Origin of the sequence: Frankia sp. R43 (assembly GCF_001306465.1) — a bacterium.
GTDB lineage: Bacteria > Actinomycetota > Actinomycetes > Frankiales > Frankiaceae > Parafrankia > Parafrankia irregularis.
The window spans coordinates 561532-576408 of sequence record NZ_LFCW01000007.1; the positions used below are offsets into that span (position 1 = coordinate 561532).

Genomic DNA, 14877 nt, shown 5'->3' on the forward strand with positions numbered 1-14877 from the left:
GCTACCGCCTGATCTCGGTGGTGGTCGTGGTGGTGGCTATCAGGGCCCGAAGCTCGGTGCGACAGGCTTCGGCGAGTGACGCGACCGTGGCCGCGTCGTACTGCGCCGAGGAGTACGTCCACGTCACGCGCAGGGATCCCGCGACCACGGCGGCGGTTACCTCCAGGCGGTAGGGACGCAGCGCGGCGCCCTGGATCTCGGGGCCCGCCGAGGCCCGCAGGCGCCTGATCTCGCCGCCGGCGCCGCCCGCGCCGGCGGTGCCGGCGGCGATCTGCCCGTGGTAGTTGAAGACCAGGTGTGCCGGGCTCGGCGGCACGTCACCGCCGTCCGCGTCACCACGCAGGTAGCGCGCCATCCCGTAGCCGACGCCCTTGTGCGGGATCGAGCGGAGCTGGTCGCGGACCGCGGTGAGGCGTTCGACCGGGTCGTCCGACGCCGGCGGCTCCAGCCGCACCGGGTGCAGCGCGGTGAACCAGCCGACGGTGCGCGACACGTCGAGCCCGGTGTCGGGGACGACCGGCTCGCGGCCGTGGCCTTCCAGGTCGATGACGTGCGCGGCCGCACCGGTCCAGCCGCTCAGCGTGGTCGCGAGCGCGGCGAGCAGCACCTCGACCGCCTGCGCGCCGTGCGCCGCCGGCATCCGGCGCAGCAGGGCCGAGGTCTCGTCCTCGGTCAGGTCGACGCCCACGATCGCCTCGTCGGCGACGGTGTTCGAGCCCGCCGGGCGGTCGGCCGGCAGGCGGCCCTCGTCGTCGCCGCCGAGGAGGTAGTCGGCCCAGAACGCCGCCTCGGCGTCGAAACCGGCGCTGCGGGCATGGGCGCTCAGCGCCTTCGACCAGCGCTGGAACGAGGTCGTCTTGGCGGGCAGCGACGGCTGCCGTCCCGCGGCGAGGTCCGCGTGGGCGGTCGCGAGGTCCTCCAGCAGGATCCCCCACGACACCGTGTCGACGGCAAGGTGGTGGATCGCCAGCACGAGCTGGGGGCCGGCCTCGGCGCCGCGGAACAGCACCGCGCGGACCAGCGGTCCGTCGGCGGCGCTGATGGTGTCCTGGGCGCGGGCCGCGGCGGCGAGTATCACGGCCTCCTGATCCCCCGGCGCGGTGTCGTCGAGATCGATCACCTCCAGCACGTTCTCGGTTTCGCCGGCCGCCACCTGCTGCTGCCAGACACCGTCGGAACGGGTGAGACGCAGCCGCAGCGCGTCGTGGTGGGCGAGCAGGGCGTCCAGGGCGCCGGCCAGCGCGGCCGGGTCGGGCTCGGGCCCGGTGTCCCAGGCCAGCCGGACGGCCTGGTTGAAGCGGCCGTTCACGTAGTCCTGGCGGGTGAACCAGTGCTGGACCGGAGTCAGCGGGACCTCGCCGACGACCGGGCCCTGTTCCGGGTCGACGGCCAGGCCCCGATCCGGGTCGACGGCCGGCCCGGCCGGCCCGGCCGGCCCCGAACCGACCGACATCTCGGCCAGCTCGGCGATCGTCGGATGGTCGAAGATGTCCGCCGAGGCGAGGACGAGTCCGGCCCGGCGGGCCTCGGAGGCGATGCGGATCGACTGGATCGAGTCACCGCCCAGGTCGAAGAACCCGTCGTGGACGCCGACCTCGGGCACGCCGAGCACCCTGCTCCAGATCCCGGCGAGGATCTCCTCGACCGCGGTGCGCGGCGCGGTCCGGTCCGCGGCCGCGGAGTCTGGCAGTCCGGCGGGGTCCGGCAGGGCGTCGCGGTCGAGCTTCGCGTGTGCGGTCAGCGGCATCCGGTCCAGGACGACGATCGCGGAGGGCGTCATGTACTCGGGCAGCGCCTGCTGGATGAAGCGCTTGGCCTCGGCCGCTCCCGGCGCCCGGGCGCCGGGCGGCGCGACGATGTACGCGATCAGCCGCTTGTGCCCGTCGGCGTCCGGGCGGGCCACCACGGCGGCCTCGGCGACGCCGGGGTGCAGGGCCAGCCGGGTCTCGATCTCGCCGAGCTCGATCCGGAAGCCCCGGATCTTCACCTGCCCGTCGATCCGCCCGACGAAGTCCAGCATGCCGTCGGTGCGCCAGCGCACCAGGTCGCCGGTCTTGTACATGCGGGCGCCGGGCACCGTGCTGAACGGGTCCGGCAGGAACCGCTGCGCGGTCGCGGCCGGGTGGCCCAGGTAGCCCCTGGCGAGCCCGTGGCCGCCGGAGTACAGCTCCCCGACGACCCCGGCCGGGACCGGGCGGAGGGCCTCGTCGAGCACGTGGACGGTGCTGTGCGGGGTCGGACGACCGATCGGTACCCGGGTGCCGACACTCGCCGGGTCCACGTAGTCGATGGACGTCGTGATCCCGGTGTTCTCCGTAGGTCCATAGCAGGCGATCACCTGCAGGTCGGGGAGAGCCCGCAGCGCGGCGGTGAGGGCCGCGGCGGCCATCGAGTCCCCGCCGACCAGCAGGTGGCGCACTCCGGCGAGGGCTTCGATGTCGCACTGCACGATCTGGTGGAACACCGGTGTGATCAGGATCAGGGTGGTGATGCCGTGGCGGCGCAGCAGGTCGGCGACCACCGGGATGTCCAGGCGCCCGGGTTCGGGCACGACCAGCCGCGCACCGTTCAGCAGTGAGCCCCAGAGCTCGATGAGCGAGACGTCGAACGCGATCGGGGCGAGCAGCACCGCGGTCTGGCCCGGGCCGTAGACGGCGGGGTGGTGGCCGCGCGTCAGCCGGACGATGCCCCGGTGGGTGATGCCGACGCCCTTCGGGGTGCCGGTCGATCCGGAGGTGTAGCAGACGTGGGCCAGGCTCAAGCCGGTGGCAGTGGCGGCGTCGGCGTCGGTGTCGGCGGTGGCGGTGGTGGCGGTGGTGGTGGTGGTGGTGGTGGCGGTGGCGGTGGCGGTGGTGCCGGTGCCGGTGCCGGCAACAGTGGCGGTGGCGGTGGCGGTCCGGGCCGCGGGACGTGCCTCCTCGGTGACGCGCCCGCGGCCGCCCTCGTCGTCGAGGACGATCACCGCGCGGCCGGCGGCGGCGTCGCCGAGGGCGGCCTGCCAGGCGTGGCCGGCGATGACGACGGCCGGGTCGCGCTCCGCGATCAGCAACGCGTTGCGCTCGACCGGGTTCGCCGGATCGAGGGGCAGGCAGGCGCCGCCGGCCTTGGCGATGGCCACCATCGCGACGACCATCTCGACCGAGCGCGCCACGGCCACGCCGACGCACTCGTCCACGGTGGTGCCGAGGCGCCGCAACCGGTCCGCCAGCTGGTCGGCGGCGGCGTCGAGCTCGGCGTAGCTCAGAGTGGTGACACCATCCCCGGATGTCAGAGCTGGCGCGTCCGGCTGCCGCGCCACGATCTCGTCGAAGAGCTCCGGAATCGTGGCGTCGAGGGCGAGGTCCCCCAACGATCCGCGCCATTCGGTCTCCAGACGCCGCTGCTCTTCGGCGCTCGCCAGCGGCACGTCCCCGACGAGGGTCCCGGGTCGCGCGACCAGGTGGCGCAGCGCGGTGGCGAAGTGACCGAGGAGCAGCTCGGCGGTCTCCGGCTCGAACAGATCCCGCTCGCAGATGACCTCGAACTCGATGCCGTCCGCGCCGCCGACGCCGACGAGCGTCACGTCGGCCTTGGCCGATCCGTGGTCGAGCGTCACCGGCTCCGCTTCGACGTCCGCCAGCCGCCAGCCGCCGCCGGAGTCCTCGGCCCACTGGACGAGCACCTGGCAGACCGGATGGCGGCCCATGCTGCGCGGCACACCGAGCTCGCCGAGGACGCGGTCGAACGCCACGTCCTGGTGGTCGAGCGCCTCGACCACCGAGGCGTGGACCGCGCGCAGCAGCCGGTCCGCCGGGGCCTCGGGTGCGACGTCGAGCGGGATGGCCACCGTGTTGGCGAACAGCCCGATCAGCGGTTCGGTCTCCACCCGGCTGCGCGCGGACACCGCGGTGCCGAACGCGAAACGCCGCTGCCCGGCGTGCCGGGCGAGGACGAGGGCGAAGACCGCGGTCATGGCGCTGAACGCGGTGACGCCGTGGTCCGCGGCCAGCCGCCGGAAGGCCGACGACTCCTCGGCGGTCAGGCGGAGCGCGCGACGATGGCCCACATGCGACGGCCGCGCCCCTCGCGGCCGGTCCGTGGGCAGGTCGAGGGTGTGCGGCAGATCGGCGAGGGCTTCGCGCCAGTACTCGAGCTGGCGGTCGGCCAGCCCGTCGGCCAGGCGTGCCGCCTGCCAGGCCGCGAAGTCGCCGTACTGGATGGCGAGGTCCGGGATGGTGCCGCCGTTGTAGAGGGCGTTCGCCTCGGCGATGAGGTTGCCCAGCGCCCACTCGTCGGCCAGCAGATGGTGCATGCTCAGGACGAGCAGGTGCGTCCCGGCGTCGACCCGGATCAGCGCCGCGCGGAACAGCGGGCCCTCGGCGGGATCGAACGGCCGCCCGGACTCCGCCTGCGCGACGCGCATCGCCTCAGCCCGCCGCCGTGCCTCCGGGAGCACCTCGAGATCGTGCAGCGGCAGCTCGAACCCGTCGGCGGCGCGCACGACCTGCCGCGGATCGTCCACCCCGGCGAACACGGTGCGCAGGATCTCGTGCCGTTCGACGATCGCCCCGAGCGCGGCCCGCAGCCGCACCGGGTCCAGACCGCCGCGCAGCCAGACCAGATGGCTCAGGTTGTAGACCCCCGAGTTGCCGAGCATGGCGTCGGCGATCCAGACGCCCCGTTGGGCCGCGGAGAGCGGAGCGTCGGCGGACTGACGGGACGGGATGCCACCGGAGCGGCGGGCGGCCGCCGCACGGAGGCGGCGTTCTGCCGCCGAGGGGCCGGTCGCCGCCAGGCCCTCGGCACGAACGTCGATGCTCATCGGCACCTCCTGAAAGGCCCCGGCCGCCATGCCGAGGACGGAACGAGGACGAAACGGGGACGGGTCGGGGACGGTCGGGGACGGGTCGATACACGGCGGGCGGGACGTCAGGTGAACTTCCTGGGGCCCTGCACCCGCATCAGCAGGCTCGGCTGCAACTGCCCGAACAGCTCTTCCAGCAGCAGTCCCGCTCCGTCGCCGTTGGCGGCCACCACGACCGCGGTACGGCTGTCGGGGTCCAGCGCGGTCAGGGCGCGGAAGCCGGGGCTGTCGCCCGGGTGGCCGATCCAGCGGCGGCCGTCGGCGGTCTTGGCGACGGTGCCCAGTCCGTATCCGTTCGCGAGGTCGCCGGTCAGGGCGCGCGCGGAGTCGCCGGTCATGACCTTGCCCCGGCCGGCCATCGCGTCGAGGATCTCGACGGCCACCAGGGCGAGGTCGCGGGGTGTCGACCACATGCCACCGGCCGCGATCGACGGGAAGTTCCGCCAGCCCTCCGGGTACCGCCGGCCGGTGGCGGAGTGCGCGAGGGCGACGTCAGCGCCGCGGTGCTTCGGGAACTCCGGGTCGAAGGACGAGTCCACCATGCCCAGCGGCGCCAGGACGAGCTGCTCCATCGCCGCCGGGTAGGGCAGGCCGGTGACATCGGCGACGACCTTCTCGATCACCGCGTAGTTGGCACCGGAGTACTCGTACTCCGAGCCCGGGGCCCGAACCAGGCCGATCGCCGGCCCGGCCAGCAGGTCGGAGATCGCCGGCAGCCGTTCGTCCGGCGCATACGTGTCGACGTCGACCTGGCTCAGTCCCGAGGTGTGGTCGAGCAGCGTCCGCAGCGTGACCGGGCCGTGCGCCGACGGCAGCTCCCAGCCGCGCAGGTAGTGGTTCACGTCGGTGTCGAGATCGAGCCGTCCGGACTGGACGAGCGCGGACACCGCGAACGCCGTGAGGTGCTTGCTGATGGAACCGAGCTGGAAGACCGTGCGCGTGGTCACCGGATCCGGCCCGCCCACCTCGGTGGTGCCGCGGCCCCAGGCCTGGATCACGCCGTCGCGGGCGATGGCAACGCCGGCTCCCGGCGTGCGGTAACGCGCCATCAGCGCCGACAGCAGTGCCGGATCCGGGCCCAACCGGTCCAGCCAGCGCTCCTCGGCCGTCACGGCGGGCTCGGCCGTCACGGCGGGCTCGGCCGTCACGGCGGGCTCGGCGGCCAGGCGGGCGGCCAGCTCACGCAGGCTGCTGAGATGGCGCCGCGCGAGGGCTTCGATCGTCGCGCGCCGGTGCCGCCCCTCGGAGTACATCCACGTCACGGTCAGCACGCCGTCGCGCACCGCGGCGACGACGTCGAGCAGGTACGGCCGCTCCATGCGCGCGTCGCACTCGGAGCCCCAGGTCCGCGGCAGCACGTCGAACGGCCCGTACGCGTCGGATGACCGCCCGCCCAGTTGGCCCAGGTAGTTGAAACCGACCTGCGCGTGTCCCGGCTCGGCGGCCGCACGCCGCGCTGAGGCCTCGCGCAGGCTCTCCCGAACCGACCGGACACCGGCGCCGAGGTCGGCGGCCCCGACGTCGCCGGGCTCGCCGAAGTCCGGACGAGCCAGCGCCACGGGATGGATCGCGGTGAACCAGCCGACGGTGCGGGACACGTCGAGCCGTCCGTCCAGGAGGTCGCGCCCGTGCGTCTCGACGTCGATCAGGATCCTGTCCGCGGTGCTCCAGCCGAACAGCGTGCGGCCGAGCGCGGCCAGGAGCACGTCCGCCGTACCGAGGTCGGTGCCGCGCGGCCGGCGGAGGAGGCCTTGCGTCTCGTGGGCGGTGAGGCAGGCGCTGACGACGCCGATCGACGCGTAGGTGTTCGCCCCGTCGTCGTCGACGGGGAGCGGCGCGGACTCCTCGACCCCGACGGACGGCCGGTCCGCGAGCTCGTGCGCCCACGCCGAGAACGAGGACGTCTTCGGCGGGAGCAGGGCCGAATCCGCGCCGCCCGCGAGTTCCGCGTACGCGGTGGCCAGGTCCTCCAGCAGGAAGCTCCAGGAGACGACGTCCACGGCCATGTGGTGGACCGCTATCAGGACCCGGTCGTGATGTCCCGGCGCGCGCATGAGCGCGGCCCGCAGCAGCGGGCCGTCCGCGAGGCTCAGCCCGGCCTGGACCCGCTGGGCGACGGCCTCGACGGCCGCCGCGTCGTCGCCGTCCGCGAGGTCGCCGTCCGCGAGGTCGACGACCTCCAGCAGGCCCTCCAGCAGGCCGGCCGCCGAACCCGGCTCGCCGATCCGCTGCGAGGCGCCGTCCGGCGACACCCGCGTCCGCAGCGCGTCGTGGTGCGCCACGAGCGCCGCGAGCGCGCCGCGCAGGGCGTCGGCGTCGGCCGAGCCACGCCACCGCAGGGCTCTGGACTGGTTGAAGTGGTCGTGCGGGCCCCGGCCGGAGAGGAACGCCCGCTGGATCGGGGTGAAGGGCGGCTCGCCGACGACCGGGCCCTGTTCGGCCGTGGCGAGCGGCCCGGAGCAGGCGCCGCCGGCCACCGCCGCCGCGAGTTCCGCGATCGTCTGATGGGCGAACACGTCCGCCGACGACAGCGCGATCCCCGCTTTGCGCGCCTGCGACGCGAGCTTGATGGACAGGATCGAATCGCCGCCGAGCTCGAAGAAGTTGTCGTGGACGCCGATCTCCGACCGCCCCAGGATCCGGGCCCACAGCTCGGCGAGCGCCCGCTCGGCGTCGTCGCGCGGCGCGACCCTCGCCGCCGCGTCGTCCGGCCCGGCCTCCGCCGGATCCGGCAGCTTCGCCCTGTCGACCTTGCCGCTGGACGTCAGCGGCAGCCGCGGCAGGGGGACGACCGCGGACGGCGTCATGTACACGGGCAGCGTCTGCTGGATGAAGCGCCTGGTCTCCGCGCTGCCCGGGACCGCCGCACCGGGCGCGGCCACCAGATAGGCGACCAGCCGCTTGTGCCCGGAGGCGTCCGGCAGCGCGACCACCACCGCCTCGCCGATGCCGGGGTGCTGGGTCAGCCGGGCCTCGATCTCGCCGAGCTCGATCCGGTATCCACGCACCTTGACCTGGTTGTCGGCGCGGCCGACGAAGTCCAGCACCCCGTCGCCGCGCCAGCGCGCCAGGTCGCCGGTCTTGTACATGCGCGCGCCGGGGGCCGGGCTGAACGGATCCGGCAGGAAGCGTCCGGCGGTCGCGGCGGGCTGGTTCAGATAGCCGCGCGCGACACCGTCGCCGCCGGTGTAGAGCTCGCCGACGACGCCGGCGGGGACTGGGCGCAGCGACTCGTCCAGGACGTACACGGTCGAGCCGCGCACCGGACGTCCGATCGGGACGCGGGCGCCGACCTGCTCCGGGGCGGTCACCGTGATCGAGGTGGTGAGGGTCGTGTTCTCGGTCGGGCCGTAGCACGCGATGACCGAGATCCCGGGGTACCTGTGCAGCGGGGCGGTGAAGGCCTCGGGCTGCAGCACGTCCCCGCCGGTGATCATCTGCCGCACGCTGGCCAGCGCCTCGATGTCATGCTGCACGATCTGGTGGAACAGGGCGGTGGTCAGCCCGAGCGTGGTGATGCCGTGCCGCTTGAGCAGCGCGGCGATGTCCGGGATGTCGAGCCGGCCGGGCCGCGGCATCACCAGCGTGCCCCCGTTGAGCCAGGTGGCGTAGAGCTCGATCAGCGAGCCGTCCCAGGCCAGCGACTGGAGCTGGCCGAAGACCTCGCCCGGGCCGGACGCCAGGTAGTCCGGCCGATACGCGAACCGGACGACGGCCCGGTGGTTCAGGCCGACGCCCTTCGGCGTGCCGGTGGATCCCGAGGTGTAGCAGACGTGGACGAAGGACAGCGGCGAGGCGACGCCCGGCACGCGCTCGGCGGATTCGGCCGCGATGGCGGCGGCCGTCGCCGGGTCGTCCAGGAGCAGCAGGGTACGCCCCGCGGCGGCATCGCCGAGCCCGGCGGCCGTCTCGCGGCACGCCAGCACGACGGCCGGATCGGCGTCGCCGATCAGCAGCGCGTTGCGGGCCGGCGGGTTGGCCGGGTCCAGCGCCAGGCAGGCGCCGCCGGCCTTGACGACGCCGAGCACCGCGACGGCCAGCGCCTCGGATTTCGGCAGCGCGATGCCGACCCGGCAGTCGCAGGTGACGCCGTGGCGCCGCAGCGTTCGAGCGATCCGGTTGGCGGCGGCGTCCAGCTCGGCGTAGGTCAGCTCGGAGTCCCCGACGGCGAGCGCCACCGCGTCCGGGTGGGCGTCGGCCGCCTGCTCGAACAGGCCGCCGACGGTGGCGTCGCGCGGGAAGGCGCCGCCGTGGCCGGCCCAGTCGCGCGTCACCAGCCGCAGCTCCTCGGCGCCGAGGAACGAGACCTCCCCCAGCGTGCGATGGGGGTCCGCCACCAGGTCGGCGAGGGCCTGCTCGACGTGGTCGAAGAAGCGCTCGGCGTCGGCGCGCGGCACCCGGCCGGGCTCGTAGGCGAACTGGAGCAGCAGCCCGTCGCGCCGGGAGACAGCGGTGACACCCAGCGGGTACCCGACCTGCTCGTAGGCCCGGACCTGGCTCACGCGCAGTCCGGCGACGGGCTCCGGGTCGGGGGCCGCGAAGGAGGTGAAGTTGACGACGGTCTCGAACAGCTGCTCGCCGGCCATCACCTCCGAGCAGCGCCGGACGTCGGCGAGCCCGGAGTGCTCCAGCTTCCGCAGATCGTTGAGATGCCGCTGCAGCGCGGTCAGCCACGGCACGACCCGCGCCGCGGGGTCGACGTCGACGCGGACGGGCACCGAGTTGGCCAGCAGGCCGACCATCGACTCGACGCCGGGCTGCCCGCCGGAACGGCCGGACATCACGGCGCCGTGCACCACGTCGCGCCCGCCGCTGTGCCGGCTCAGCACCAGTGCCCAGACGCCCTGCAGGATCGTGTTGACGGTCAGCCGATGCTCCCGGCCGAAGTCGCGCACCCGGGCGAACAGCTGCTCGGGCACCTCGCGAAGATCCTTGACCACCGCGCCGAGACCGTCCGGCTCCGCCGCGCCGACGAACGGCAGGCGGGTCGGGACGCCGAATCCGGCCATGGTGCGGCGCCAGAAGGCATGCTCCGCCTCCCTGTCCCGGGCGCCGAGCCAGTCGATGTGCCGGCGGAAGGGGACCGGCGCGGCCAGCCGCGGCCGCTCGCCGCGCAGCAGCGCCGCGTACGTCTGGTACACCTCGTCGAGGACGACGGAGGTGCTCCAGCCGTCGAAGAGGATGTGGTGCTGGTGCCAGGCCAGCAGGTGCTCGGCGGCTCCGGTGCGGATCAGGTCGAAGCACATCGGCGGCGTGTGCTCCAGGTCCAGCGGACGTGCGCGTTCAGCGGCGAGCAGGTCTTCCAGGGCCGCGGCGACGGCGTCCCGGTCCGCGAACCGTCCGCGCCAGTCGGCCCGGCGGATCCGCGGCGCCAGGCCGCGGTGGACGATCTGGACCGGATGCGGCAGGTCGGCCCAGGCGAAGGTGGTGCGCAGCGCCGGATGGCGCTCCAGGACCTGCGCCCAGGCGCGGACGAAGACCTCGGCGTCGAGGTCGCCCTCGATGCGGTAGGCGTTCTGGGACAGGTAGTCGTTGCGGTCCGGCCGGTGCAGGGCGTGGAACAGGATGCCGGTCTGCAGGGCGGACAGGGGATAGACGTCCGCTGTCGCCGCCGGGTCGAAGGGCGCCAGGACCCGGGCCAGCGCGGCCTCGTCCAGGCCGGCGGCCGGGAAGGCACCCGACGCCGCGGCTGTCGCCGCGGCTGTCGTCGCGGCTGTCGTCGCGGCTGTCGTCGCGGCCGTGGTCTCCACGCCCTCGGGGCCGGATCCGGCGGTCTGGTCCGCCTCGTCCAGCATGGCGCCCCCGCGGGCGACGCCGACCGGCACACTCATCGTCCACCCCTGTCGCTGTGTCAGGCCATCGCTGCTCGGAGAGCCATCGCTGCTCGGAGAGCCGTTGCTGCTCGGAGAGCCGGTTCAGGAGCCGGTGACCCGCGCCATGTGCTCGCGCAGGCTCCGCGGCCGCATGTCGGTCCAGACCTGCTCGATGTGGTCAAGACACTCCTGCCGGCCGCCACTCGTGCCCTCCTGGAACCAGCCGGCCGGGCACTCCCTGTCGGCCGGCCAGATCGAGTACTGGCCCTCGCTGTTCACGACCACCTGGAATCCGGGCTCGGATCCGGTCGCCTCGCCGGCCCTGCCGGCCTCGGCTGCCGATGCGGTCAGTCCCATGGCGTGCCCACCCCGCTCCAGGCGCTCACCATGGCGGCGGCGCCGACGGACCCCACCATCAGAGCCGCGACCAGGCCAGGCGCTGGAAGCAGACCTTGCCCTTTCATGAGATTCCCCCTACGTCGGTGCCCGGTGAGCTGACGTCCGGAAAGCTAGGAGGCCGTGCTTCCGCGGCTCTATCGGCCGCCGCTATCGTCCGGGCGCGGGCGCCGATAGCGCCGCGATGGGGCGCTATCGACCGAAGACCGCGAGTCGCGGTGGGACATCGCCGCGGCACGGCGCCGGGGGCCCTACCTGCGCAACCGTGCGGTTCATACGTACGTTCTCCACATCACCCGCGCGGCATGGCACCGATATTCACCAGCGCATCTTCTGGCATACGTCGGTTCGACGCTCCAGGTTCCGACCCTCGCATCAGGGTCCTGGTATGTGGACGCGCGTTCGAACCCCAGGGCCTCGGCAAAGTTGTCTACACATCGGCAAACTTTCCGGGGCCTCGGTCCGAACCCCCCTTGTCAGATTCGGGTGAGACACGATGGATTTCACTCGACGCGCGATCGAACACGGGAGTGGACGATGGGGAGCAGGAGCCGCGCGGTTCCGACGGTTCGGCCGGCACCGCGGGCGCGACGGAGCTCGACCGCCTTACTGCGGCCCGTCCGGCGGACGATTCTTGAGGGCAGCCGTGGTTGATCTGCGATTTCGCATGCTCGGGCCTTTCGAGGTCGTCCGCGACGGAGTCCCGATAGCGATCACGGCGCGGCGCAACCGGATGATGCTCGCGGTGCTGGCGGCGCAGCCGAACCGCGTCGTTCCGCTGGACCGCCTGATCACAGCGCTGTGGGACGAGAGCCCGCCACGCACCGCGCGGGCCCAGGTCCACATCTGCGTCTCGGCGCTGCGCTCCGTGCTCGGCGATCCGGACAGCATCCACACCCACCCTGTCGGCTACGCGCTCAACGTGCCGGACGAATCCGTCGACAGCCGGCTGTTCGAGCGGCTGATGGACGAGGTGAAGGCGCTGGACCACGGTCGGGAGCCGGAGCAGGCGCTGCGGCTGCTGGAGCGGGCGCTCGGGCTGTGGCGCGGGCCGGCCTACGACAAGCTGTCCGGCCCGGTCACCGAGTCGATGGCGGTCCTGCTGGAGCAGCGCCGGGTGAAGGCTGTCGAGCAGCGGGCGGAGATCCGGCTGAAGCTCGGCAGGGAGGACCCCGACGAGCTCGCGGCGCTGTGCGCCGAGCATCCGCTCCGCGAGCGCCTCCACGGCTTCCTCATGGTGTCGCTCTATCGCGCCGGGAGGCAGGCCGACGCGCTGGCGGCCTACCAGAACGTCCGCTCCATCCTGCGCGAGGAGCTCGGCATCGAGCCGGGACACGAGCTCCAGGCGATAGAGCGGTCGATCCTGAACCAGGATTCGTCGCTGAGCCTGTCACGGATGCACGGACCGGGCGTCCACCGCATCGTCCTGGTACCCCACCAGCTTCCCGGCGCGGCGCCCGACTTCACCGGCCGCGACGAGTACGTCGCGCAGCTGTGCGAGACGCTGCTGGAAAGCGGGGACACCAGGGCGCACCGCACCCCGCTCGCGCTTGTCACCGGCATGTGCGGGATCGGGAAGACGGCGCTGGCCGTCGAGGTCGGACACCTGCTGCGCAACGACTTCCCCGACGGCCAGCTGTTCGCCCGGCTGGACGGCTCCACCCCCCGGCCGGCCGAGCCGGCCAACGTGCTCGACCGCTTCCTACGCGGCCTCGGCGTGGACGCCCGCAAGATCCCGGACGACCTCGACAGCCGTGCGGACATGCTGCGCAGCCTGCTCGGCGGCAGGCGGATCCTCATCGTGCTGGACGACGCGGCCTCCGAGGCGCAGGTGACGCCGCTGCTGCCCGGGCTGGCCGGCTGCGCCGTGGTGATCACCAGCCGGCGCCGGCTGTTCGGCCTGCCCGGCGTGGTGCAGTTCGAGCTCGACCGGCTGCCCGCCGACGCCGCCGAAGACCTGCTGGGCCGGATCGTGGCCGGCGACCGGCTGCGCGCCGACCCGGAGGCGCTGCGGGAGATCGTCCGGTTCTGCGACGGCCTGCCGTTCGCGCTGCGCATCGCCGGCTCGCGGCTGGCTTCGCACCCGCACTGGGGCGCCGCCGAACTGGTGCGGCGCATGGCCGACGAGAAGCAGCGCCTGGACCAGCTCACGCACGGCGACCTGGACATCAGGGCGCTGCTGGCCGTCGCCTACGAGACGTTGTCGGCGCCGGCCCGCCGCACCCTCCGGCTGCTGTGCCTGCTCAACGTGCCGGACTTCGGGGCCTGGCATGCGGCCGCGGCGCTCGGCGCCGGCGCGGACGACGCGGCCTCGCTGGTGGACGAGCTGGTGGAATGCCGGCTGGTGGAACCCGATCTGCGGCAGTCCGACAGCGTCCGGTTCAGGGTCCACGGCCTGGTCCGGCTGTTCGCCGCCGAACGCTGCGCGACCGAGGACGACGCCGCCGACCGGCGGCGCGCGGTCGACGACGTGCTCGCGGCCTGCCTGGCGATCCTGCGCGAGAGCCACCGCCGCGGTTACGGCGGCGATTTCGTGACCCTCGGCGACCCGCTCCCTCCCTGCGGGCTCGCCGAGGCCGACCTGGACAAGCTGCTGCGGGACCCGACCGGCTGGTTCACCGACGAACGCCCCACCCTGTCGGCCCTGGTCGCCCAGGCCGCCAACACCGGCCGCCCGCAGGCGGCGTGGAACATCGCGGTCGGCTCGGTGGTCTTCTTCGAGACGCTGGGCTGCTTCGACGACTGGAGGAGCACGCACGAACTGGCACTGACGGCAGTCCAACGGCACGGCGACACCCGCGGCGAGGCGGCGGTCCTCTGCTCGCTCGGCTCCCTGGGCATCGCCCGCGGCGGCGCCTGGGCCGAGGGCGGCCTGCTGCGCGCCCTGGCGCTGTTCGAGAGCCTCGACGACACCCTCGGCCGCGCGCTCACCCTGCGGAACCTGGCACACCTCGACCGGGTCCACGGCCGTCACGACGGCGCCTTCCAGCGCTACCGCGCAGCCCTGGCCGGCTTCCGGGACGCCGGCGACCCGGTCGGCGAGGCGCACGCGCTGAGCGGCCTGGCGCAGACCTACCTCGAGGTCGGCGACGTGGCGAGCGCGGAGCGGTATTCGACCGACTCGCTCCACCTGGCCGAGTCCCTCGGGAACCTGCGCCTGGAATCCCAGGCCCTGTACCGCCTCGGCAACGTCCTCGTCGCCCGCGGCGACTCGACCGGCGCCCACGCCTACCTGAGCAAGTCCCTGGACATCGTCCAGACGGCGGGGGACCCCGTCGGCCAGGCGCACGTGATGGCCGCGACCGCGGCGGTCCTGGTCGACCTCGGCGACCTGGACGCCGCCGACGAGATGCTGGACACCGTCACCGAGCTGTGCGAGCGGCTGCCGGACGGAAGGGTCCGGGGGCGGGTGATCCTGACCCGCGCACGGGTCCACGAGGATCGCGGGAACTACGCCACGGCCGAGACGCTGCTGCTCTCGGCATCCGCGGTGTTCAGCGACAACGGCGACGCGGTGTGGCAGGAGCGGGCGCTGGAGGCCATGAGCAGACTGCGACGGCGGGCAGCCGGGAGCAGGTGAGGCCCGGCGGGGCCGGCGGGGCCTGGCGGGGCCGCCGCAGAACGACCGCCGGGGCCCCAGCGCCTGGCCCAGCTCCGGGGCCCAGCGCCTGGGGCCGGCACCTTCCTTGAATGCGCGGCACCGGTACCGTGGCCACGTGACGTGGGCGTTGGATTCTGGCGGCGTCACGGCCCCGCCGCGCGACAACATGCAGCTGCCTGCGCCGGTCGTGCTGTGGCTGTCCGTGTCGGCATTCGCGCCCCGCT

At 73.8% G+C, this 14877-nt stretch carries 4 protein-coding genes; 1 reads left to right on the plus strand and 3 read right to left on the minus strand.

The window, feature by feature from the left end; genetic code table 11:
• Position 1: 1 nt before the first annotated feature.
• The 3 genes from ACG83_RS29785 to ACG83_RS29795 form a co-directional block, all read right to left on the minus strand.
• Entirely contained in the window at positions 2-4801 is a 4800-nt protein-coding gene (locus ACG83_RS29785; RefSeq protein WP_054569543.1) for a non-ribosomal peptide synthetase, read from the minus strand.
• 107 nt (positions 4802-4908) lie between these two features.
• On the minus strand, positions 4909-10674 hold the full coding sequence (locus ACG83_RS29790) for a non-ribosomal peptide synthetase (RefSeq protein ID WP_083473668.1): 5766 nt from the start codon (positions 10672-10674) through the stop codon (positions 4909-4911).
• An 84-nt stretch (positions 10675-10758) separates the two neighbouring features.
• Positions 10759-11013: an MbtH family NRPS accessory protein gene (locus tag ACG83_RS29795; protein ID WP_054569545.1), complete on the minus strand. Its 255-nt coding sequence runs from the start codon at positions 11011-11013 to the stop codon at positions 10759-10761.
• A 706-nt stretch (positions 11014-11719) separates the two neighbouring features.
• On the opposite strand from ACG83_RS29795, the gene ACG83_RS29800 reads away from it, so the two are divergent.
• Positions 11720-14632 carry a BTAD domain-containing putative transcriptional regulator gene (locus ACG83_RS29800; protein WP_054569546.1) on the plus strand — a complete coding sequence of 971 codons (2913 nt, stop codon included), beginning with the start codon at positions 11720-11722 and terminating at the stop codon, positions 14630-14632.
• Positions 14633-14877 lie beyond the last annotated feature (245 nt).

What these genes read in the sequence shown, in the direction of transcription:
- ACG83_RS29785 (WP_054569543.1), bottom strand. Translation starts at nt 4,801, where the DNA reads ATGAGCATCGACGTTCGTGCCGAGGGCCTGGCGGCGACCGGCCCCTCG.
- ACG83_RS29795 (WP_054569545.1), bottom strand. Translation starts at nt 11,013, where the DNA reads ATGGGACTGACCGCATCGGCAGCCGAGGCCGGCAGGGCCGGCGAGGCG.
- ACG83_RS29790 (WP_083473668.1), bottom strand. Translation starts at nt 10,674, where the DNA reads ATGAGTGTGCCGGTCGGCGTCGCCCGCGGGGGCGCCATGCTGGACGAG.
- ACG83_RS29800 (WP_054569546.1), top strand. Translation starts at nt 11,720, where the DNA reads ATGCTCGGGCCTTTCGAGGTCGTCCGCGACGGAGTCCCGATAGCGATC.